The organism is Streptomyces canus (assembly GCF_041435015.1).
Lineage (GTDB): Bacteria > Actinomycetota > Actinomycetes > Streptomycetales > Streptomycetaceae > Streptomyces > Streptomyces canus_G.
Map to the genome: position 1 here is coordinate 8262603 of NZ_CP107989.1, position 21298 is coordinate 8283900.

The following is a 21298-nucleotide window of genomic DNA, read 5'->3' on the forward strand; positions in this document are numbered from 1 at the left end:
GCCCCGGCACGTCCGTACGCCGCGAACGCCGTACGTGACCCATGTGCCCGCGCACGACTTCTCTCCCGTACCGGGGCACACCCACGCCCGCGTACTCGACAGTGACGGAACCCCAGTGATCACGACAACAGGCCTCACGAAGGTCTACCGCTCACGCGGGCGAGAGATCACCGCCCTCGACGGCGTCGATCTCCATGTCCGCGAAGGCGAGGTGTACGGCGTCATCGGCCAGTCCGGCGCCGGCAAGTCCTCGCTCATCCGCTGCGTCAACCTGCTGGAGCGCCCCACCGCCGGCACGGTGACCGTCGCCGGACAGGACCTCACCGCCCTCGCGGGGCGCGGACCCCGCGCCGGCAAGGAGCTGCGGCAGGCGCGCAGCCGTATCGGCATGGTCTTCCAGCACTTCAACCTGCTGTCCACCCGGACGGTGCAGGACAACGTCGAGCTGCCGCTCGAGATCCTCGGCAAGTCGGGCAAGGAGCGCTCCCGCAAGGCACTTGAGCTGCTGGACCTCGTCGGACTCGCCGACCGGGCGGGTGCCTACCCGGCCCAGCTCTCCGGCGGCCAGAAGCAGCGCGTCGGCATCGCCCGTGCCCTGGCCGGCGACCCCAAGGTGCTCCTGTCCGACGAGGCCACCAGCGCCCTCGACCCGGAGACCACCCGCTCGGTCCTCCAGCTGTTGCGCGACCTGAACCGGCAGTTGGGCCTCACCGTCCTGCTCATCACTCACGAGATGGACGTCGTGAAGTCGGTCTGCGACTCGGCCGCCCTGATGGAGAACGGCCGCATCGTCGAGTCCGGCACGGTCGGCGAGCTGCTCGCGACCCCCGGCTCCGAGCTGGCCTCCGCGCTCTTCCCCGTCGGCGGCGAGGCCACCGGCGAGGACCGGACCGTCATCGACGTCACCTTCCACGGCGAGGCCGCCACCCAGCCGGTCATCTCCCAGCTCTCACGCACCTACAACATCGACATATCGATCCTCGGTGCCGCCATCGACACCGTCGCCGGCCTCCAGATCGGCCGGATGCGGATCGAACTGCCCGGCCGCTACGAGGACAACGTCGTGCCGGTCGGCTTCCTGCGCGAACAGGGTCTTCAGATCGACGTCGTCGGTGCGCCCCAGCTGGTGAAGGAAGGTGCCAGGTGACCTGGTCCGAGATGCGGCCCCTGCTGGAGCAGGCGTGTTGGGACACCCTCTACATGGTCGGCTGGTCCACGCTCATCGCCGTCGTGGGCGGCCTTCCGCTCGGCGTCCTCCTCGTCCTCACCGACCGCGGCGGACTCCTCCAGAACGTCGTCGCGAACAAGGTCATCGGGCAGGTCGTGAACGTCGCCCGCTCGATGCCGTTCATCATCCTGATGGTCGCGCTGATGGGCTTCACCCGCTCGATCACCGGGACGACCATCGGCCGCGAGGCCGCCATCGTGCCGCTCGCCATCGGCGCGATCCCCTTCTTCGCGCGCCTCGTCGAGACGGCTGTCCGCGAAGTGGACGGCGGGCTCGTGGAGGCCGTGCAGTCGATGGGCGGCAACACCTGGACGATCGTCCGCAAGGTTCTGGTCCCCGAGTCCCTGCCCTCGCTGATCGCCAGCACCACCACCACGATCGTCGCCCTCATCGGCTACTCCGCGATGGCCGGCACGGTCGGCGCCGGCGGCCTCGGTGACGTCGCCATCCGCTACGGCTACCAGCGCTTCGAGACCCAGCTCATGTGGATCACCGTCGCGATCCTCGCCGTGGTCATCTCGGTCATCCAGTTCGCCGGCGACTACGCGGCCCGCTCGCTGCACAGCCGCGGCGGACGCTCGGGCCCGGCGCCGAAGCTGCGGCTGCTGAAGGCCTCCACGGCGGACACCAAGACCGTCTGAGACACCCCGAAATCTTCCCGTGCACCCCATCACGGGATCGCTGCACCCAAAAGGAAAGGCACTTTTCGTGCGTAACGCCACAAAGCTCACCACCGCCGCCCTCGCCGCCGGAGCCCTCACCTTCGGGCTCAGCGCCTGCGGTTCGTCCGGCTCGGACTCCGCCTCCGACACCAGCGGACCGCTGGTCGTCGCCGCGAGCCCGACCCCGCACGCCGAGATCCTGAACTACATCAAGGAGAACCTGGCGAAGAAGGCGGGCCTCGACCTGGAGGTCAAGGAGTTCAGCGACTACACGACGCAGAACCCGGCGACCGAGGACGGCTCGGTGGACGCCAACTACTTCCAGAACCAGCCGTACCTCGACGACTACAACAAGAAGAACGGCACCCACATCGTGCCCGTCGTCACGGTCCACCTGGAGCCGCTCGGCCTCTACTCCCGCAAGGTTCAGAGCGCCGACGCCCTCAAGAGCGGTGCGACGATCGCCGTCCCCAACGACAGCGTGAACGAGGCCCGTGCCCTCAAGCTGCTCGACGCCAACGGGATCATCACGCTCAAGGACGGCGCCGGCAACGAGGCGACCCCCTCCGACATCGCGAAGAACCCGAAGAACCTCACGTTCAAGGAGCTGGAGGCGGCCCAGACCCCGCGCTCCCTGGACGACGTCGACGCGGCCGTCGTCAACGGCAACTACGCCATCGAGGCCGACCTCAAGCCCGCCTCGGACGCCCTCGTGCTGGAGTCCCCCAAGAACAACCCGTACGGCAACTTCCTCGCGGTGAAGGACGGCAACGAGGACGACCCGCGCGTGAAGAAGCTCGCCAAGCTGCTCACCTCCGCCGAGGTGAAGAAGTTCATCGAGGACAAGTACGCCGGTTCCGTCCTCGCCTCCTTCTGATCGCCGGCGCGTATACGACGTATCGCCACGCACGGGGTCCACTCCGTCACCAGGTGTGGGCCCCGTGATGCGGTTCGGTGCTTTCATGCTGCATGCTGGGCAGTTCAGCAGGCCCTGCAGGTTTTCCGACGGTTACGGAGTGGCGCATGACTGGCACCTTCCCCAACATCTCCATCAGCACGGAGCGGTTGGTGCTGCGCCCTCTCGACGAGGACGACGTGCCCGCGCTGGCCGAGATGATGAACGACGAGCAGGTCGGGGCCTGGACCGAGGTGCCCCAGCCCTACAGCGAGGAACAGGCGCGCGCCTGGATCACGCAGTACGCGCCGACCGAGCGGGAGGCCGGCCGCGGACTCGACTTCGCCGTCACCGAGTTCCTCACCCAGCGCCTGGTCGGCATCGTCCAGCTCGCCAAGACCAACTGGCACGTACGCTCCACGGAGTTGTCGTACATCATCGCCCCCTGGGCCCGCGGCGAGGGCTACGCCTCCGAGGCGGCGCTCGCCACCGCCCAGTGGCTGTTCACCGACCAGAAGTTCGAGCGGATCGAGCTGCGCACGGCGGCCGACAACACCGCCTCCCAGCAGGTCGCCCAGAAGATCGGCTGTATCAGCGAGGGCGTCCTGAGGAACGCCTGCATAGCGCACGTCCGCGCCGACGACGGCACCTGGAGCGACGTCCGCACCGATTTCATCGTGTGGAGTCTGCTGCCCGAGGACCTCGACGGAGCGGGCGATCAGCTGGCCGACACGGACGGCTTCACGACGTACTCCGACTGGAACTGACACCATTCGTACTCAGGCCGGCGAAAGCGCTTCCGAGGCGCAGCGGGTACCCTCACGGAGCCGCCCGCGGGCTGCCCACCGACGAAGGCCTGCGCACACCCCCCTGGAGACTGAGAGACGATGGCCGACCGGGTCACGGTGATCGGCTGGGACGGCTCGCCGCTGACCGCCGCGGCGCGCTCCGCCCTCGGCGCCGCCACGCTGGTCGCCGGCGCCGCCCACCATCTGGCACTCCCCGAGGTGCCACCCGCCGCCGAACGCATCCGCCTCGGCAGCGTCGCCCTCGCTGCCCGCCGCATCACCGGCCACCGCGGCACCGCGGTCGTGCTCGCCGACGGCGATCCCGGATTCTTCGGAGTCGTACGAACCCTGCGCGCACCCGAGTTCGGCCTGGAGGTCGAGGTCGTCCCCGGCGTGTCCTCGGTCGCCGCCGCCTTCGCGCGGGCCGGTATGCCCTGGGACGACGCCCAGGTGGTCGTCGCCCACCGGCGCACCCTGCGACGCGCGGTGAACGTGTGCCGAGCCCACACCAAGGTCGCCGTCCTCACTTCGCCCGGCGCCGGACCCGCCGAACTCGGCCTGCTGATGGAGGGCGTCCACCGCACCTTCGTCATCTGCGAGGAACTCGGCACCGACCGTGAACAGGTCACCGTCGTCACCTCCGACAAGGCTGCCGACCACACCTGGCGCGACCCGAACCTCGTCATCGTCATCGGCGGCACCGCCGCCGTCACGGAAGGCGGCGGATGGATCGCCGGGCGCGACCCGGCCGCCGCGCCGCGCGGCTGGACCCTGCCCGCCGAGGCCTACGGCGGCCTCATGGGCGAAGGCGAACTGGAACCGCTCCGCGCGGCCCAACTCGCCCGGCTGGGACCGCGCGTCGGCGACCTCGTGTGGGACATCGGCTGCGGCAGCGGCGCCTTCGCCACCGAGGCTGCCCGGGCCGGGGCGGCCGTCATCGCCGTCGACCGCGACCTGAGGGCCTGCGAGCGCACCGAGGCCAACGCCCGCGCCTTCGGACTCCAGGTCCAGATCGTCCCCGGCACCGCCCCGCACGTCCTGGAGAACCTTCCCGAACCGGACGTGGTCCGCGTCGGCGGCGGGGGAGTGGCCGTGGTCTCCGCGGCCGCCGACCGGCGTCCGCAGCGCATCGTCGCCCACGCGGCCACCCGCGACGAGGCCGAACTCGTCGGCCGGGACCTCACCGAGCACGGCTACCGCGTCGAGTGCGCCCTCCTCCAGTCCGTCGAACTCGACACCCGCGCCTGGACGGAGACGGAACGGAGTGTCGCGTTCCTGCTCAGCGGGGTGCTCCCGGACCGTACGGCCTGACCCCGCCGGTCGCTGTTCCGCCGTCCCCGTGATCCTGTTGTCGTACTGCGCGCGGTAGGCTGGCCGACTGTTGTACCGCTCCTGGCTGCCCGGCATTCGTTCGTCAATGTCCGGAAAGCGCGCCCGTTTTGGGGTGGGTGTGGTACGGCAGAACCGGAGGACGCGCAACGTGGCGCAGTCCACAGCGGGCTGTCGCGGATCAACCTGTCGCGACGGGGAAACGGCCGGGACAATGCCAGTTAATGGCTTTGTCGTCTTTCTCGGCGGGCCGTTCGTGCCGCTGGGCACGCACGCTCGTTCTTCACTGCGGGGGCGGTCGGTGCGCCGTCCCCGGCGAGCTGGTCGTAGAAGCACTAACCGATGGGCGAGGGGTACGCATGACCGACACCGGCCAGGTCCCGGGCGAGGGACTGCCGGAGAACGCAGGCATGGTGGAACAGCCGGGCGTCCCGGGTGCGTACACCTACCTCTCCGAGACCACCGCCGAGGACGAAGACCTGTTGCTGCTGCCGGGCGCCCAGAGCCCGTGGGGCAACGAGGTCGCCCCGCCCGCCCCGGAGCCGGTCGTCGAGACTGTCCACGAGCCGGGCCCGCACGAGATGTCCGGGCGCGACAGCGGAGCGCATGATCTGAGCGCCGTCCGCACGCCGCAGCTGCAGGCTCCCTCGACGCCGATCCCGCCCATCACGCCTCGCCGGCCGCTGCACCTCGGTCCGCCGATCCCCGACGCCTCCGCGAGCCCGGTCCGCTCCCTCGCCGACCGCGGCCCCGCGGGCGCACCGATGCGGCAGCCGGCCGCGGCCGTGCCCGGCCCCGAGTACTTCGACGCGCCGCAGCCGCAGGGCGCGGTCCCGTGGGGCGCCCCGGTCCCGGCCGCCGTCCAGACGCCGGTGAGCACGGTGGCCCCGGCTGCCGAAACGGTTGTTCCGGCCCAGGAGCCGGTGGGCGCCGCCCAGGCTGCGGTGACCCCTCCCGCTTCCGAGGTGGAGACCGCGGCGTACGAGGCTCCCGAGGCCCCGGTGCCGGATGCCGTACCGGGCCCGGAGGCCGGGTACGCGCCGGAGCCGGTGCAGACCCCGGTCGCCGAGACGGGTCAGGTCCTGGCGGACGGTCCCGGGGCTGACGACGTTCAGGCCGGGGAAGACGAGCCCGCATCCGTCGTGGGCGCCGACCTGGGCGGGGGACAGATGCCGGGAGACGGCTCCCTACCCGACGGTGTTCAGCTCGCTCCGGCCGCCGGTGCGGAGATGCCCGCGAACCAGGTCCTGGCTGCGGGCCCCGCGGCGACCGAGGCGGTCCCGGATTCCGGTGCCGACGCCGAGCAGGCGCCGGGCAGTGGCCCCGTCGTCGGTGCCGCTGAGGACGCGGTCGCCGTGCCGGAACCGGTCGACGCCGCTGAAGCCGAGCCGGTGCCCGCGCCCGAGGCCGTGCCTGTCGTGGAGGCGCCCGCCGCCGCGGTGGACGCCGACGCCACCACGCCGGTCGCCGAGGAGGTAGTGGCCGAGCCGGAGGCCGTCGCCGTCCAGGAAGCGGTCGCTTCGGAAACGGTGACCGCCGAGGACGCCGAAACCGGCACGGTCCAGGAAGCGGACGCGGCTCACCAAGCTCCGGTAGCTCCGGAAGCCGAAGCCGCGACGGAGGAAGCCGCACCCCTCGTCGATGAAGCCGCCTCCGTGGCCGAAGACGTAACGCTCCAGGCCCCCGTGGAGGCCGAGCAGGCTCCGCAGCCCACGGATGTCGTCACCGCACCCGCCGAAGTCCCCTCCGCACCGGCGGCGGACTACTCCGCGGCCGAGGTGCCCGAGCCACTCGCCGTCGAGGAGGCAGCACCGGCGCCGGAGCCGATCCCGGAGCCCGCCCCCGCCGAGGCCCCGCAGGACCCCGTCGGAGGGCCGGCCGACGTCCCCACCCAGGAAGCGCCGGAGCCGTCCGCGGCGGACGTGCCCGACACCGACGTACAGGCGGTGGACCCGGCGGCCCCGGCGGACGAGGTCCAGCCGTCGGACCCGGTCCCGCAGGAGGAGTTCCCGGCTGCCCCGGACCAGGCGCCGCAGGGCCCGCAGACGCCGGCGGCCCAGCCGCTCCCGGCGGACGAGGTCCAGCCGTCGGACCCGGTCGCGCAGGAGGAGTTCCCGGCTGCCCCGGACCAGGCGCCGCAGGGCCCGCAGACGCCGGCAGTCCAGCCGCTCGCGGCGGAACTCGCCGATGCGCAGACCCAGTTCGCGTACCCCGCCGCCGCCGAGGCCCCCGCCGTGCTGCCCGCCGGAGTCCCCTTGGAGCCCCGACCGGGCGAGCCCTTGGGCGAGTTCGTACCGGTGGACGGCTCGGTGCCGACCACCCCGCACCTCGCGCCGACCCCGCCGCACCCGCTGTCGCTCCCCACGGACGACGCACAGCAACCCGTGGTCCCGGCGCCGCGTGAGGCGGGCGGCGGCCCCGGAGTCGCACAGCAGGCGGACGACCTGGACACCCGGGCGGCCGATCAGGAAGACGAAGAAGTCCCGGAAGTCCAGGAAGAAGTGAGCACGGCCGCCGTGGAAGAAGTACGACAGTCCACGGGCCCCGCCGCGCCCGCCTACGACGACGCCGAGCGCGAGGCCGTCCTCAAGGTCATGCGTGAGCGCCGTGACATCCGCAACGGCTTCCGCGGCGACCCGATCCCGCACGAGGTGCTGCTCCGTGTCCTGGAGGCCGCCCACACCGCGCCCTCCGTCGGCCACTCACAGCCCTGGGACTTCGTCGTCATCCGCTCCGCCGAGACGCGCGCCGCGATGCAGGACCTCGCGCAGCGCCAGCGCGAGGCGTACGCCAAGTCGCTGCCCAAGGGCCGGGCCAAGCAGTTCAAGGAACTGAAGATCGAGGCCATCCTCGAGACCCCGGTGAACATCGTCGTCACCGCCGACCCGACCCGCGGCGGCCGCCACACCCTCGGTCGGCACACCCAGCCGCAGATGGCCCCGTACTCCGCCGCGCTCGCCGTGGAGAACCTGTGGCTCGCGGCCCGCGCCGAGGGCCTCGGTGTCGGCTGGGTCAGCTTCTTCGACGAGCGCGAGATGGTCCGTGCGCTGGGGCTTCCCGAGCACCTGGAGGTCATCGCCTACCTGTGCGTCGGGTACGTCGACGAGTTCCCGGACGAGCCCGAGCTGATGCAGGCCGGCTGGTCCAAGCGCCGCCCGCTGTCGTGGGTCGTGCACGAGGAGACGTACGGCCGCCGTGCCCTGCCCGGCGAGGAGCCGCACGACCTGCTCGGCGAGACCGTCGCCCAGATCCGCCCGCTGGACGCCAAGGCGCTCGGCGAGGCCTGGGAGCGGCAGAAGCGGATGACCAAGCCGGCCGGCGCGCTCGGCATGCTGGAGATCATCTCCGCCCAGCTGTGCGGGCTCTCGCGGCAGTGCCCGCCGCCCATTCCGGAGCCCGCGGCCGTCGCGATCTTCGCCGGTGACCACGGTGTGCACGCCCAGGGCGTCACCCCCTGGCCGCAGGAGGTGACGGCCCAGATGGTCGCCAACTTCCTCGGCGGCGGCGCGGTCTGCAACGCCTTCGCCGCTCAGGTGGGCGCCGAGGTGTGCGTGGTGGACGTCGGCGTGGCGTCCGAACTCCCGGCCACGCCCGGCCTGTTGCCCCGCAAGGTCCGTGCCGGCACGTCCGACATGACCGCCGGTCCCGCGATGAGCCGCGAGGAAGCCAAGCAGGCCATCGAGGTCGGCATCGAGACCGCGCGTGACCTGGTGGCCGCCGGCAACAAGGCGCTCCTCACGGGCGAGATGGGCATCGCGAACACCACCGCGTCCGCCGCCCTGATCTCGGTCTTCACGGGAACCGATCCCGCCGACGTGACCGGTCGCGGCACGGGCATCAACGACGAGACCCTGGCCCGCAAGACCGAGGTCGTCCGCCGCGCGATCGAACTCCACCAGCCGGACCCCGCGGACCCGATCGGCGTCCTGGCGGCGATCGGCGGCTTCGAACACGCGGCGATGGTGGGCCTGCTGCTGGGCGGCGCATCCCTCCGCACGCCGGTCATCCTGGACGGCGTCAGTGCGGGCGCCGCCGCCCTGGTGGCCCGCGCGATCGCCCCGGAGGTCCTCGCGGCCTGCATCGCGGGCCATCGCAGCGCGGAACCCGGACACGTGGCCGCCCTGAACAAGCTCGGCCTGCGCCCCCTGGTCGACCTCGACCTCCGCCTCGGCGAGGGCACGGGCGCCCTGCTGGCCCTCCCGCTGGTCCAGAGCACGGCGCGGGCAATGCATGAGGTGGCGACCTTCGATTCCGCAGGAGTGACCGAGAAGTAGGCGCTGCGAGGGGGGATCCGGGGACGCGCTCCCCGGATCCCCTTCGCACGTGGGTCCGTGCCCGGCAACGACGCCCAGCCAACGGACACCTGAGCCGCTCTCCCCGCCCACCCCGTAAAATCCGCACGTCAGGGCCACTGCACCGCCGTAAAGAGGAGCCGCACCCTCATGGCCGAAAACCCCGCCTACCCCGTAGGCCTCCGCCTCACCGGCCGCAAGGTCGTCGTCCTCGGCGGCGGCCAGGTGGCCCAGCGCCGTCTCCCGGCCCTGATCGCAGCGGGCGCTGACATCGTCCTGGTGTCTCCCTCGGCTACCCCCTCCGTGGAGGCGATGGCGGACGCGGGCGAGATCACCTGGGCCCGGCGGCCCTACCGGGAAGGCGACCTGGAAGACGCCTGGTACGCCCTGATCGCGACCGGTGACACGGAGGCGAACACCCGTGCCTCAGCCGAAGCGGAGCGCCATCGCGTCTGGTGCGTCCGTTCCGACGACGCCGACGCCGCCACCGCGTGGACCCCGGCGACGGGCCACAGCGAGGGCGTCACGGTCGCCGTGCTCACGACGAACGCGAAGGGCCGGGACCCCCGCCACACGGCGGCCATCCGGGACGCGGTGGTCGAGGGCCTGCGCGACGGCACCCTCGTCGCCCCCCACCACCGCACCCGCACCCCCGGCGTCGCCCTCGTCGGCGGCGGTCCCGGCGACCCCGACCTGATCACGGTCCGCGGCCGCCGTCTCCTCGCCGAGGCCGACGTCGTCATCGCCGACCGCCTCGGCCCCCGTGACCTCCTCGCCGAGCTCCCGCCGCACGTCGAGGTCATCGACGCGGCGAAGATCCCGTACGGCCGTTTCATGGCCCAGGAGGCCATCAACAACGCCCTGATCGAGCACGCCAAGCAGGGCAGGTCGGTCGTACGGCTGAAGGGCGGGGACCCCTATGTCTTCGGCCGGGGCATGGAGGAGCTGCACGCCCTCGCCGAGGCCGGAATCCCCTGCACCGTCGTCCCCGGCATCTCCAGCTCGATCTCGGTCCCGGGCGCGGCCGGCATCCCGGTCACCCACCGGGGCGTGGCCCACGAGTTCACGGTGGTCAGCGGCCATGTCGCCCCTGACGACGAGCGTTCCCTGGTCGACTGGCCCTCGCTCGCCAAGCTCACCGGCACCCTGGTGATCCTCATGGGTGTCGACAAGATCGGCCGGATCGCCGAGACCCTGGTGGCCCACGGCAAGTCGCCCGACACCCCGGTCGCCCTGGTCCAGGAGGGCACGACGGCCGCCCAGCGCCGGGTCGACGCCACCCTGGCGACGGTCGGCGAGGTGGTCGTCGCCGAGGACGTGAGGCCTCCGGCCGTCATCGTCGTCGGCGAGGTCGTCGCCGTGGGACCGCGATTGTCGGAGGCCTCGGAGTAACCCGGGGTAACACAACCTGTTCCCAGCCGTTGGCACCGCTCCCAGGACAAGGCAGTATCACCCTGTGGCCGATCTCATCACCGTCGAGGACCCCGACGACCCGCGCCTGCACGACTACACGGGCCTGACCGACGTCGAACTGCGGCGTAAACGCGAGCCGGCCGAGGGCCTGTTCATCGCCGAGGGCGAGAAGGTCATCCGCCGGGCGAAGGACGCGGGCTACGAGATGCGCTCCATGCTGCTCTCCGCGAAGTGGGTCGACGTCATGCGTGACGTCATCGACGAACTCCCGGCCCCGGTCTACGCCGTCAGCCCGGAGCTCGCCGAACAGGTCACCGGCTACCACGTGCACCGCGGCGCGCTCGCCTCCATGCAGCGCAAACCCCTGCCCACGGCGGCCGAGTTGCTCCAGACCGCCCGCCGCGTGGTGGTGATGGAGTCGGTCAACGACCACACCAACATCGGCGCGATCTTCCGCTCGGCGGCCGCGCTGGGCATGGACGCGGTGCTGCTGTCGCCCGACTGCGCCGACCCCCTGTACCGCCGTAGCGTCAAGGTCTCGATGGGCGCGGTCTTCTCCGTCCCCTACGCCCGCCTCGACTCCTGGCCCAAGGGCCTGGAGTCGGTCCGCGAGGCCGGCTTCACCCTCCTCGCCCTCACCCCGGACGCCAAGGCCAAGACCCTCGACGAGGCCGCCCCGCACAGGATGGACCGGGTCGCGCTGATGCTCGGCGCCGAGGGCGACGGCCTGACCACCCAGGCTCTGGTCGCCGCCGACGAATGGGTCCGCATCCCGATGGCCCATGGCGTCGACTCCCTCAACGTGGGAGCGGCGGCCGCGGTCGCCTTCTACGCGGTGGCCACGGGGCGTCCACAGGGCTGACCGGCAGGTCGGCCAGGTCCGCCCAGGGTGTCGTTCCGCGCCGGCGATCCCGGCGAAGTGCTCAGTCGGTTCCGTCAGTGACCGACTGCTGCGGCGGTTCCTGGGGCGGCGGCGCGTGCACCTGTCCCTGCCGCTGCTCCCGTACGACTCCGCTGTCGCCGCCGAGTCCGCGCGACGGCCCCTGACAGCCCTGGGCCGCCGCGATGCCCAGGGCCACGAGCAGCGTCACGACGACGAACACGAACAGTCGCTGACGCAGGAGACGGGGGTTCGCGGGGCGCAGTCCCGTCTTGGTGTTCCTGGGGGAGGGCCGACCGGTACCGCTGCGCGGTGCGGGCCGGCTTCCGCTGCCGGACCGGGTCGTGTTCCGCGAGGAGGCCGGGGTGGACCGGGGGCCCGGGCGGGAGGAGGGCGCACCGTTGCCGCGCGGGGTGCCGGCGCCGCGTGACGGGGTCCCGCCGCGGGCGGGGGCCTGGCCGCGGATCTGCCCGGAACCGCGGGCCGGAGGGGTTCCCTGAGAGCTGGGATTGCCCGGCTGACCCTGGGGGCGTCGTTGGGCGGCGCGCTCCGGGTAGGTGTCGGCGATGCGTCCGGTGGGCCGGTCCGCTTCGCCGGCGCGCGGGGCGGGCGGCCGCAGATCCGGCAGGCCCTGTGCCTCGCGGGCCGCGATCTCCTTGAGCCGCAGCGACAGTTGGAGCGTGCTCGGCCGCTCCTCGGGGTCCTTCGCCAGACAGGCGCGGATGAGGGGGGCCACCGCGTCGGGCACGCCGTGCAGCTGCGCCTCCTCGTGGACCACGCGGTACAGCATCACCTCGGAACTGCCGTGCCCGAAGGGCGAGTCGCCCATCGACGCGTACGCCAGGGTCGCGCCCAGGGAGAACACGTCGGTGGCCGGCGTCACCGCGGCGCCGCGCACCTGCTCGGGCGCGAGGAAGCCGGGGGAGCCGACGGCGGTGCCGACATGGGTGAGGGTGGAGGCTCCGGTCGCCCAGGCGATACCGAAGTCGATGATCCGCGGGCCCTTGGGGGACAGGAGGATGTTCGACGGCTTGAGGTCACGGTGCACCACCCCCGCCTCGTGCACGGCGACGAGCCCCTCCGAGAGGGCGGCCCCGATGGCGGCGACCTCGGCCGCGCCCAGGGATCCCTCGTCGGCGACCTTGTCGTGGAGGGAGGGGCCGGGGACGTACTGGGTGGCGAACCACGGACGGTCCGCTTCCAGGTCCGCCGCCACGAGCCGGGCGGTGCAGCCGCCGCGGATCCGCCGTGCGGCGGAGACCTCGCGCGCGAAGCGCGACCGGAACTCCTGGTCCTCCGCGAGATCGGGCCGGATGACCTTCAGCGCGACCCGCTGCCCCTTGCGGTCGGAGCCCAGGTAGACGACGCCCATTCCGCCCGCGCCGAGCCGTCTGTGAAGTTTGAACGAGCCGACGACGCGCGGGTCCTCGCGCCTCAGGCGCATCATCGCCATGTTCATCCCCGCTGCCCGGTCCGTGTGACGAGCCACAGCTTACGTTTCCGCGGGCCGCCGCGCGCAGAGGCCGCGCCCTCTCGTCCCGATGGATTGTCAGTGCCGGGTGGGAGACTTGAGAGGTGGTCAGGGAGCCGGAGGGCGGGCGGACTTCGGCACGGATGTGATCCCAACCACCCGTCGCAGAAGGGGGATTGAACCCGTGAAGGGTGATCGCGTGGAGATAGTCGTGGACGCAGGGGACACGACGCGCACATACGAGGTGGTGGCGAGCAGGGCGGGCCGCCGGGTGGAGACGGCGGTGCGACGAGGCGTCGTGGAAGTGAGCGAAGTCACGCGGAACGGATCGGTGGTGCGGACGGCCCGGTTCATGGCGACCCGGGTGCTCGCTCTGGTGGAGCAGCCGGTGCCGCGTGAGGACGGCTCGGAGAAAGCCGGACAGACCGGACGACCCCTCCGGGAAGACCCGGAGACCTAGGTCCCCGTCTCCACCCACGGGAGTACTCCGCTGGTCATGGCTCATCCTCGGGGAGGCCCGGCAATCGGTACGAGGGCATGACGTGCGGAGAGCCCCTGACGCCTAGATTTGAGGTCAAGCGGCGGGTGCAGCACTCGTCCCCCGAGGTCAGACACCCGCCGCTGCCAGAACGACAACAGAACGGTCAGGAGAGGGACCATGGCTCTTACGGCACCGCGGACACTGTCCCGCACATCCAAAACCCGCCGTACGGGCCGCCGTCACCCGCTGGTGGCGACGCTCATGGCCCTTCCTCTGGCGGTCCTGCTCCTCGTCGTCTTCGACGGCTGGGAGACAGTGACCACACAGGCGTCGTCCGTGGGAGTGATGCTGGGGCGCTGAGCGGCGACCCCAGGCCCGGAAGAGCGGTCCGGGCGGGGACATCAACCCATGAAACCCCGTGGGGACGGGGGTGCGGCGGACGGCAAAATGCCGGCGCAGCTGGGGAGCTGCGCCGGCATTGCTTTGCCCTCCGGCGGTTGAACGGGATGCCTGCGGCGGCCTGTGCGGGTTCGGTGGGGGTGGGCGTTGTGCGCAGTTCCCCGCGCCCCTGAATGCCTGCGGCGCCGGTGGGGCGGGTGTAGCGCGTGGGGTTCGGTGGGTGGGTCGGGGCCGGGGGGGGGGGCGTCCGTCCTCGGTCCGGCGGTAGCTGTTTCCTCAGCAGTACTGGGTAACGGACGCCGGCCGCCGCGGGCGGACACCCCCCACCCCGTCCCCTGCGCGCCGTACGCGGCCAACGGCCCGTCGTAGTGCGGGTGACTGCACTTCCCAGGTGCGCGGGGATCTGCGCGACCAGCCACCACGCACCCGCACCCGCCCGACCACCCGGCCCGGCACCCCTGTAGGCGCCCAGCTCAAGCCCGGCGCAGCGGCTACGCTCGCGAACAGACCACACCGCCGCCCAGGGAGTCCCGTGACCACGCACGCGCTGCTCACCGAGCTCACCCTCAGAGCCGGAACCGAGGCTCACTCCCGCGGGCGGTCGGCGTGCCCCTGCGGAGCGACCACCCTCGCCGACCGCCCCGACGCCACAGTCGTCCGGCACGCGGACACCGTCGCGAAGGCCCACGGCCCCGACACCACCCCCGCCGACCTGACCCCCCGCCTCGCCACAGCCGCCGACCTCCCCGGCATCCTCCTGCCTCCCCTCGGCAGGACCCCCGTCGACCTGCACGGCAGACTCGTCACCTTCTGGCCCTACGGCGAACCCGTGGACCCCGAGAACCCCGACGCCGCCCCCTGGGAAGCCGCCGCCACCCTCCTCGCCCGGCTCCACCGCACCCCCGCCCCACCCGGCCTGCCCCCCATGCGCGGCCCCGCCAAAGCGGCCCTCGCCGTTGCCCGCCTCCTCGCCACCACCCGCCAACGGCACGCCGTTCCGGTCCTCCGCGCCTGGCGCACCCTCCCGGCCTGGGCCCGCGCCGAGACCCCCATGTCCGACACGACGACCCTCTGCCACGGTGACCTCCACCTCGGTCAACTCGTCCGCCACCCCGCCCCCGACGGCCCCTGGCGCCTCATCGACGTCGACGATCTCGGCGTAGGGGAACCCGCCTGGGACCTCGCCCGCCCCGCCGCCTGGTACGCCTGTGGCCTGCTGTCGCCCGACGACTGGTCCTGCTTCCTCGGCGCCTACCGAGCGGCAGGCGGCCCCGCGGTCCCCGCCGACGGCGACCCCTGGCCGGCCCTGGACGTAGCCGCCCGCGCCCTCACCGTGCAGACGGCGGCCCGGGCCATTGCCAAGGCGGCCGAGGCGGACCGTGCGCTGGACGACGTGGAGCAGGCGGTCGTCGACGCCTGTGACCGAATGGGTTCTGCCCCGCCGCAGTTGGCGGGCGGTTTCGCGAAGTAGGGTGCAACCGACCAGGGCCGGACGGAGTCTGTCCTGGCGTAACGCGAAGCAGGACCAACGGGCGAGGAGTTGAGCCGACGATGCAGTGTCCGAAGTGTCACGCACCGATGCACACCTACAACCGCAACGGTGTTCAGATCGAGCAGTGCAGCGGCTGCCGTGGGATCTTTCTCGACTACGGCGAGCTGGAGGCGCTGACCCGTCTGGAGGGCCAGTGGGGCGGCGGCCCCGCCGTTCCACCGCCCCCGGCCGCTCCGCAGTACCCTGCCGCGCCCGGCGCACCGGCCTGGGGCGCGCCGCAGCACGGAGGTGGTCACTACGGCGGCCACGGTGGTCATCACGGCGGGCACCACCGCAACCGCGGCTTCGGCCACATGCTGTTCTCCAGCTGACCGGGCAACGAGGAAGCCCCCGGCCGCAGGGCCGGGGGCTTCGGTGTGTGCGCGATACTGGGATTGAACCAGTGACCTCTTCCGTGTCAGGGAAGCGCTCTCCCGCTGAGCTAATCGCGCGGGAACCACGATCGAGATCGTGAACACTGCGTGCGCGATACTGGGATTGAACCAGTGACCTCTTCCGTGTCAGGGAAGCGCTCTCCCGCTGAGCTAATCGCGCGGGTCAGACCTTCGATGATCTGCCGAAGATCCAGTGGACGATACTGGGATTGAACCAGTGACCTCTTCCGTGTCAGGGAAGCGCTCTCCCGCTGAGCTAATCGTCCTTGGAGGTGGAGACGGGATTTGAACCCGTGTAGACGGCTTTGCAGGCCGTTGCCTCGCCTCTCGGCCACTCCACCAGGAGTGCAGGGGCTCGGGAAGATCCCCTGTTTCCATCGAGCGGACGACGAGGCTCGAACTCGCGACCTCAACCTTGGCAAGGTTGCGCTCTACCAACTGAGCTACGTCCGCTTGTCGTTTCGTTCCGCTCTCGCGGCCCGGCGACGAGTTGAACTCTAGCGGATTCCGGGGCCAGTACAAAAACGCGTTTGCGCAGCGTGCTGCGGTGCGCATGTCGACGTACCTGGTCAAGGCGGCCTGAGGGACATGGCCAGGTCACCCGCAGGACACCCGCCATAGACTCGACAGTGTGCTCGACCTCGCTCCTCTCGCCCGTTTCGGCGACCGCGTCGCCACCGGTCTCCTCGATGTCACCAGCGATCCCGCGGCTCTGGACTCCACCGGCTTCTGGGCCGTCGCCGCGGACTTCGAGGGCGGTCTGACCTGCGCCCGCTTCGCCGACGTACGTCAGGAGCCGGTGCCTTCGCCGCGGCCCGGAGCATGGCGAGGACCCCTGGCCGGTGACTGGATGTCATCGCTGGATCGCACCGCGTACATGGAGGGCGTACGGCGGATTCGCGCGCACATCGCCACCGGCGAGGTCTACCAGGCCAACCTCTGCCGTGTGCTGACGGCGCCCCTCGCACCCGGCGCCGACGTGGACGCGCTGACCGCGCTGCTGGCCCGCGGCAACCCGGCGCCCTTTGCAGGAACGATCCGGCTGCCCGGACACGGGGTAGAGATCGCCACCGCGTCCCCCGAGCTGTTCCTGCGCCGGGAGGGCCGGATCGTGGAGTCGGGGCCGATCAAGGGGACCGGGCGGACCGAGGGCGACCTGCTGGCCAAGGACTACGCCGAGAACGTGATGATCGTGGACCTGGTCCGCAACGACCTGGGGCGCGTGTGTGCCACGGGCACCGTCACCGTTCCCGACCTGTGCGCGGTGGAGAAGCACCCCGGTCTCGTCCACCTCGTGTCGACCGTGCGGGGTGAGCTGCGCGAGGGCGCCGGCTGGGCCGAGCTGCTCGACGCCGCCTTCCCGCCCGGCTCGGTCACCGGCGCGCCCAAGTCCAGCGCCCTGCGGATCATCGACGCCCTGGAGACCGCGCCCCGGGGGCCGTACTGCGGAGGCGTCGGCTGGGTCGACGCCGACCGGGATACCGGGGAGCTGGCCGTCGGCATCCGTACCTTCTGGATCGACCGTGGCGAAGGTGTGCTGCGCTTCGGGACCGGCGCCGGTATCACCTGGGGGTCCGACCCCGAGGGGGAGTGGCGGGAGACCGAGCTGAAGGCGTCCCGGCTGCTCGCGATAGCGTCGGGAACGTACGAGGTGAGTGGAGGGACCCTTACGTGAAGATCTGGCTCGACGGCGGGCTGCAGGACACCGAGACCGCCCGCGTCTCCGTCTTCGATCACGGGCTGACCGTGGGCGACGGCATCTTCGAGACGATCAAGGCGGTGGACGGCCGCCCCTTCGCCCTCACCCGGCATCTCGACCGGCTGACCCTGTCGGCGCGGGGCCTGGGGCTGCCCGACCCCGATCACGACGAGATCCGCCGCGCCTGTGCCGCCGTACTCGAAGCGCATCCCGTGCCGCTCGGGCGGCTGCGCATCACGTACACCGGTGGCCATGGCCCTCTTGGCTCCGACCGGGGAGAGCAGGGGCCGACCCTGGTGGTCGCCCTCGGCGAGTCCGCCCCACGACCCGACTCCACGGCCGTGATCACCGTCCCGTGGACCCGTAACGAGCGCGGCGCTCTCACCGGGCTCAAGACCACTTCGTACGCCGAGAACGTCGTCGCACTCGCCCGCGCGCGTGCGGACGGCGCTTCCGAGGCGCTGTTCGCCAACACGGTCGGACAGCTGTGCGAGGGCACCGGGTCCAACGTCTTCGTCGTGCTCGACGGCGAGATCCACACTCCGCCGCTCGCCTCCGGCTGCCTCGCGGGCATCACGCGCGCGTTGACCGTGCAGTGGACCGGAGCCAAGGAGACCGACCTGCCGCTCGACGTCTTGGAGCGGGCCGACGAGGTCTTCCTCACCTCGACCCTGCGGGACGTCCAGGCCGTCCACCGCGTCGACGCGCGCGAACTGCCGGGCGCGCCCGGCCCGGTGACCGCGAAGGCCATGCGGATCTTCGACGAGCGGGCCGGGAACGACCTCGATCCGTAAAGCCGGAATATTGGGCTGACCTGGCGCGCGTCAGAGGGTAGAACTCCGGTGATGACCACCACCCTGCGGCCGACCGAGCCGCTTCAGCACGGCTCCGACGGGGCGCTGTCCCGCCACTACACGGTGTGCGTGAACAGCCGTCCCGTCGGGGCGATACACCTCGCGACCCATCCGTCGTTCGGGCCGGTCGTGGCCCAGATCCGCGATCTGCGGATCGAGGAACCGGACCGCGGGCGCGGCCGGGGCACGGTCGCCGCGCTCGCCGCCGAGGAGGTGGCGCGGGGCTGGGGCTGCGGGCAGCTGGAGATCAGGGTCCCCGCCGACGCCGAGCCCGCGCTGCGGCTCGCCACCGTGCTCGGATACGTGCATCGCAACCGCGGTATGGAGAAGCGGCTCGGCGCCGCGCCCGAACTGCCCGCGGGCAGTCGCGGCAGGCCCATGACGAAGGCCGAGTTCGGGCCGTGGGCGGAGCGCGGCATCGCGGAGTACACCCGGGACTGGGCCGACCGCGGGGTGCCCGAGACCGAGGCGAGGGCGAGGTCGGAGAGGGACAACGAACGGTTGACGGAGCGCGGCCTCGCGACCGAGGACGCGCTGTTCAGCGTGCTGGAGCACGACGGGGTCCGGGTCGGCATCCTGTGGGTGGAGTTCGTCGGCGACAAGGCGTTCGTCTACGACGTCGAGACCGAGGAGGCCTTCCGCGGCCATGGGCACGGCCGTTCGCTCATGCTGCTGGCCGAGGCCCAGACGATCGCCTCCGGCAGGCGGGTCCTTGGCCTCAACGTCTTCGCGGGCAACACACCGGCAGAGCGGCTGTACGAGTCGCTGGGCTACGAGACGGTGGGTTACTCGATGTACAAGAGCCTGCTCTGAGGCCGGCTCACTCAGGCCCGGCGAGCAGCCGGTCCGCGATCCGTTCGATCCGCTCGCGCAGCCCGTCCTGGCTCTTGCCGCCGTCGAGACGCTCGCCGTCGATGACGTACGTCGGGGTCCCGCTCACGCCGATCGCCTTGCCCTCGGCCTGGTCGGCGTCCACGATCAGGATGTGCCGGCCGTCGATCAGCGCGGTGTCGAACTCCTCGGCGTCGAGCCCCAGTTCACGGGCGACCTCGACCAGGAAGGGTTCGCCCGCACGGTCCAGCTCCTCCACCCGCCCCAGCACGGCCTCGACGAACTCCCAGCCCCTGCCCTGCTCCAGAGCCTCCTCGGCGGCCTGCGCGGCGGCGAAGGAGTGCTTGTTCTTCTCCAGCGGGAAGTGCCGCAGCCGCAGCTCCAGACGGTCGCCGTAACGGGCACGCAGGGCCCGGACGTCGTCCAGCGCGCCACGGCAGTCCGGGCACTGCAGGTCGCACCAGACATCGAGAACGGGCACGGCCGGACGGACGGGGGAGGGGTCGCTCATGGGCCCAGTCTCCCAGCTCCGGGCCACCCGTCCGAACCGACCCCGGACGTCCACGACGGCATCCGCCTGCTTCGTCGGTACGACCCCGACCGGCACCTCGGGAGGAGGTGACCCGGAGATGTCCCTGATGTCCTGCCGGGGCATGGCCCGGCAGGGGTCGGGAGGTGCAGGATGGATAGGGACGAAGCGGCACGTTGCCGATCGAGCACCGCCTGGAGGGCCGGATGATTGCCGAGACCGTCTGTTCCGCCGTCGCCGCGGCCGGCCTGGGCATCGCGGCGGTCACCGCGTACCGGAAGCGTTTCCTCGCGGCCACCCGTATCGCGGCCTACTCCCTTGTCCCGCTCGGCCTCGTGATGACCGGCGTCGTCGACTGGCTCGCGGACACCGCCTTCAGCCCGACGGCCTGGGCGGGCTTCTGCGTGCTCGGGCTGTCGTGGGTGCTGTTCTCGACCACGCGCGCGGTGGAGCGCCGCCGCGGCGGCACCCGCAAGGAGCGCAAGGCGGCCCGTGGCGCCCAGCAGGAGGCGGTGGCTCCCGCGGCCTCGGCACCCTCGCTCGGCCCGGCCGCCCGCACCCCGGCGGCCCGCCCCGCGGACAAGCCCCGGGCCACCGGGTCCGCCGGGGAGGACTTCAGTGACATCGAGGCCATCCTGAAGAAGCACGGCATATGAGGGTCGCGCGGTGAACTGAAACGTTCGCAGTAGGGTCCGCACCCGTCCGTAAGCGATCACGACTCGAAACGGACATCACGGAATCCGGCGAACTCCCGCCCATTTCGGGCGTGTTGATCGCGCCGGGGCCGTCGGCTGCGCCATCATCGCCGCGAGATGCTGGACACCGAACAGAGCGACACCGCGCCGCCGCAGGACGAGCCGCGTGGATGCCTTTTCGCCCTTTCCCAGCCACCGCTGATGATCTTCCTTGCGGTGATCGGGTGTCTGCTGCTCATGGCTGCGCTGCACGACCTGCTGCTGCTCTGAGCCGTACCCGTGGGTCCCCGGCGTCACCCGCCGGGGACCACGTCGACCATCCCGCCGACGCCAAGCCCGGCCGCCGGGCCTCAGCCGGCGGCCTCCTTGCGCCGCGCCCGATAAGCGGCCACATGCAGACGGTTTCCGCAGGTCCGGCTGTCGCAGTAGCGCCGTGAGCGGTTGCGGGACAGGTCGACGAAGGCCCGTCGGCAGTCGGGCGCCTCACAGCGCCGCAGCCGCTCCTGTTCCCCGGCCACCACGAAGAACGCCAGCGCCATCCCGCAGTCGGCCGCCAGGTGGTCGGCGACGGAGGCGCCCGGCGCGAAGTAGTGCACATGCCAGTCGTAGCCGTCGTGATCCGTGAGCTGGGGGGTGGTGCCCGCGGCGGCGACCAGGTCGTTGATCAGCGCGGCGGCTGCCCGGGCCTCCGGGGCGGCGAAGACCGAGGCGAACCGGCCGCGGATCTTGCGCACGGCGGTCAGATCGAACTCCGAGAGCACCCCGACATCACTGATCTCGTGGTTTCGTACGAAATCCTCGAGCGCCGCGACATCCGGCAGCCCGTCCGGCGCCGCGTCGTCCTCCGGTGCGGTGTTCACCAGATCGACCACGGTGTCGAGGGCGCACCGGGTGTCGTGGGTGATCAGCACGATTCGCTCCCTGGC

At 71.8% G+C, this 21298-nt stretch carries 20 protein-coding genes and 5 tRNA genes; 17 read left to right on the plus strand and 8 right to left on the minus strand.

All coding sequences use genetic code 11. The annotated features are described in order from the left end of the window. The first annotated feature begins 115 nt into the window (after window positions 1–115). The 8 genes from OG841_RS37725 to OG841_RS37760 all read left to right on the plus strand — a co-directional run bounded on the left by OG841_RS37725 (window position 116) and on the right by OG841_RS37760 (window position 11469). Complete coding sequence (locus OG841_RS37725; protein WP_328637276.1) at window positions 116–1147, plus strand: methionine ABC transporter ATP-binding protein; 1032 nt, start codon at window positions 116–118, stop codon at window positions 1145–1147. Beyond that, window positions 1144–1869, plus strand: a complete 726-nt coding sequence (locus OG841_RS37730; protein WP_328637275.1) for a methionine ABC transporter permease — start codon at window positions 1144–1146, stop codon at window positions 1867–1869. The genes OG841_RS37725 and OG841_RS37730 overlap by 4 nt, the downstream gene beginning before the upstream one ends. A gap of 67 nt (window positions 1870–1936) precedes the next feature. Next, window positions 1937–2767 carry a MetQ/NlpA family ABC transporter substrate-binding protein gene (locus tag OG841_RS37735; protein WP_328637274.1) on the plus strand — a complete coding sequence of 277 codons (831 nt, stop codon included), beginning with the start codon at window positions 1937–1939 and terminating at the stop codon, window positions 2765–2767. 146 nt (window positions 2768–2913) lie between these two features. Further along, on the plus strand, window positions 2914–3552 hold the full coding sequence (locus OG841_RS37740) for a GNAT family N-acetyltransferase (RefSeq protein WP_328637273.1): 639 nt from the start codon (window positions 2914–2916) through the stop codon (window positions 3550–3552). 120 nt (window positions 3553–3672) lie between these two features. After that, window positions 3673–4884: a precorrin-6y C5,15-methyltransferase (decarboxylating) subunit CbiE gene (cbiE, locus tag OG841_RS37745; RefSeq protein ID WP_328637272.1), complete on the plus strand. Its 1212-nt coding sequence runs from the start codon at window positions 3673–3675 to the stop codon at window positions 4882–4884. A gap of 377 nt (window positions 4885–5261) precedes the next feature. Further along, on the plus strand, window positions 5262–9176 hold the full coding sequence (gene cobT / locus OG841_RS37750; protein WP_365120796.1) for a nicotinate-nucleotide--dimethylbenzimidazole phosphoribosyltransferase: 3915 nt from the start codon (window positions 5262–5264) through the stop codon (window positions 9174–9176). Between the two features lie 168 nt (window positions 9177–9344). Then, window positions 9345–10586 carry a uroporphyrinogen-III C-methyltransferase gene (gene cobA, locus OG841_RS37755; protein WP_328637270.1) on the plus strand — a complete coding sequence of 414 codons (1242 nt, stop codon included), beginning with the start codon at window positions 9345–9347 and terminating at the stop codon, window positions 10584–10586. Window positions 10587–10650: 64 nt separating this feature from the next. Then, on the plus strand, window positions 10651–11469 hold the full coding sequence (locus tag OG841_RS37760) for a TrmH family RNA methyltransferase (RefSeq protein ID WP_069761407.1): 819 nt from the start codon (window positions 10651–10653) through the stop codon (window positions 11467–11469). A gap of 61 nt (window positions 11470–11530) precedes the next feature. On the opposite strand, the gene OG841_RS37765 is transcribed toward OG841_RS37760, so the two are convergent. Further along, a complete protein-coding gene (locus OG841_RS37765; protein WP_365120814.1) occupies window positions 11531–12946 on the minus strand; it encodes a serine/threonine-protein kinase in 1416 nt (471 codons plus the stop codon). A 196-nt stretch (window positions 12947–13142) separates the two neighbouring features. Here OG841_RS37765 and OG841_RS37770 point away from each other — a divergent pair, with 196 nt between their 5' ends. The 4 genes from OG841_RS37770 to OG841_RS37785 all read left to right on the plus strand — a co-directional run bounded on the left by OG841_RS37770 (window position 13143) and on the right by OG841_RS37785 (window position 15701). Next, on the plus strand, window positions 13143–13418 hold the full coding sequence (locus tag OG841_RS37770; protein ID WP_057614212.1) for a hypothetical protein: 276 nt from the start codon (window positions 13143–13145) through the stop codon (window positions 13416–13418). A 198-nt stretch (window positions 13419–13616) separates the two neighbouring features. Beyond that, window positions 13617–13799: a hypothetical protein gene (locus OG841_RS37775; protein ID WP_069761409.1), complete on the plus strand. Its 183-nt coding sequence runs from the start codon at window positions 13617–13619 to the stop codon at window positions 13797–13799. Between the two features lie 571 nt (window positions 13800–14370). Next, entirely contained in the window at window positions 14371–15309 is a 939-nt protein-coding gene (locus tag OG841_RS37780) for an aminoglycoside phosphotransferase family protein (protein ID WP_365120800.1), read from the plus strand. Window positions 15310–15389: 80 nt separating this feature from the next. Further along, entirely contained in the window at window positions 15390–15701 is a 312-nt protein-coding gene (locus OG841_RS37785) for a TFIIB-type zinc ribbon-containing protein (RefSeq protein WP_328637268.1), read from the plus strand. 48 nt (window positions 15702–15749) lie between these two features. Here the strand turns inward: OG841_RS37785 and OG841_RS37790 are convergent. The 5 genes from OG841_RS37790 to OG841_RS37810 all read right to left on the minus strand — a co-directional run bounded on the left by OG841_RS37790 (window position 15750) and on the right by OG841_RS37810 (window position 16217). Next, window positions 15750–15821, minus strand: a tRNA-Val gene (locus OG841_RS37790). Between the two features lie 31 nt (window positions 15822–15852). Then, window positions 15853–15924: transfer RNA gene (locus tag OG841_RS37795), tRNA-Val, on the minus strand. A gap of 34 nt (window positions 15925–15958) precedes the next feature. After that, a tRNA-Val gene (locus tag OG841_RS37800) sits at window positions 15959–16030 on the minus strand. 1 nt (window position 16031) lies between these two features. Then, window positions 16032–16105, minus strand: a tRNA-Cys gene (locus tag OG841_RS37805). Between the two features lie 39 nt (window positions 16106–16144). Further along, window positions 16145–16217: transfer RNA gene (locus tag OG841_RS37810), tRNA-Gly, on the minus strand. Window positions 16218–16395: 178 nt separating this feature from the next. Here OG841_RS37810 and OG841_RS37815 point away from each other — a divergent pair. Genes OG841_RS37815 through OG841_RS37825 form a run of 3 tightly spaced genes read left to right on the plus strand, consistent with a single transcriptional unit; the run spans window position 16396 to window position 19130 of the window. Next, a complete protein-coding gene (locus OG841_RS37815; protein ID WP_365120802.1) occupies window positions 16396–17439 on the plus strand; it encodes a chorismate-binding protein in 1044 nt (347 codons plus the stop codon). Then, on the plus strand, window positions 17436–18257 hold the full coding sequence (locus tag OG841_RS37820; protein ID WP_328637266.1) for an aminotransferase class IV: 822 nt from the start codon (window positions 17436–17438) through the stop codon (window positions 18255–18257). The genes OG841_RS37815 and OG841_RS37820 overlap by 4 nt, the downstream gene beginning before the upstream one ends. A gap of 48 nt (window positions 18258–18305) precedes the next feature. Beyond that, complete coding sequence (locus OG841_RS37825) at window positions 18306–19130, plus strand: GNAT family N-acetyltransferase (protein WP_328637265.1); 825 nt, start codon at window positions 18306–18308, stop codon at window positions 19128–19130. 7 nt (window positions 19131–19137) lie between these two features. Here the strand turns inward: OG841_RS37825 and OG841_RS37830 are convergent, their stop codons facing one another. Continuing rightward, a complete protein-coding gene (locus tag OG841_RS37830; RefSeq protein ID WP_328637264.1) occupies window positions 19138–19659 on the minus strand; it encodes a DsbA family protein in 522 nt (173 codons plus the stop codon). Between the two features lie 224 nt (window positions 19660–19883). Between OG841_RS37830 and OG841_RS37835 the strand changes: the two genes are divergently transcribed. Beyond that, window positions 19884–20333 carry a hypothetical protein gene (locus OG841_RS37835; protein ID WP_328637263.1) on the plus strand — a complete coding sequence of 150 codons (450 nt, stop codon included), beginning with the start codon at window positions 19884–19886 and terminating at the stop codon, window positions 20331–20333. A 156-nt stretch (window positions 20334–20489) separates the two neighbouring features. Continuing rightward, window positions 20490–20642, plus strand: coding sequence for a hypothetical protein (locus tag OG841_RS37840; RefSeq protein ID WP_167363017.1), 153 nt, complete (start codon window positions 20490–20492; stop codon window positions 20640–20642). Between the two features lie 80 nt (window positions 20643–20722). Here the strand turns inward: OG841_RS37840 and OG841_RS37845 are convergent, their stop codons facing one another. Beyond that, window positions 20723–21283, minus strand: coding sequence for a CGNR zinc finger domain-containing protein (locus OG841_RS37845; RefSeq protein ID WP_365120809.1), 561 nt, complete (start codon window positions 21281–21283; stop codon window positions 20723–20725). Window positions 21284–21298 lie beyond the last annotated feature (15 nt).

Coding starts and splice junctions, on each gene's coding strand:
- OG841_RS37740 (WP_328637273.1), top strand. CDS start 2,914: ATGACTGGCACCTTCCCCAACATCTCCATCAGCACGGAGCGGTTGGTG.
- cbiE (WP_328637272.1), top strand. CDS start 3,673: ATGGCCGACCGGGTCACGGTGATCGGCTGGGACGGCTCGCCGCTGACC.
- cobT (WP_365120796.1), top strand. CDS start 5,262: ATGACCGACACCGGCCAGGTCCCGGGCGAGGGACTGCCGGAGAACGCA.
- cobA (WP_328637270.1), top strand. CDS start 9,345: ATGGCCGAAAACCCCGCCTACCCCGTAGGCCTCCGCCTCACCGGCCGC.
- OG841_RS37765 (WP_365120814.1), bottom strand. CDS start 12,946: ATGAACATGGCGATGATGCGCCTGAGGCGCGAGGACCCGCGCGTCGTC.
- OG841_RS37775 (WP_069761409.1), top strand. CDS start 13,617: ATGGCTCTTACGGCACCGCGGACACTGTCCCGCACATCCAAAACCCGC.
- OG841_RS37785 (WP_328637268.1), top strand. CDS start 15,390: ATGCAGTGTCCGAAGTGTCACGCACCGATGCACACCTACAACCGCAAC.
- OG841_RS37830 (WP_328637264.1), bottom strand. CDS start 19,659: ATGAGCGACCCCTCCCCCGTCCGTCCGGCCGTGCCCGTTCTCGATGTC.
- OG841_RS37835 (WP_328637263.1), top strand. CDS start 19,884: ATGATTGCCGAGACCGTCTGTTCCGCCGTCGCCGCGGCCGGCCTGGGC.
- OG841_RS37840 (WP_167363017.1), top strand. CDS start 20,490: ATGCTGGACACCGAACAGAGCGACACCGCGCCGCCGCAGGACGAGCCG.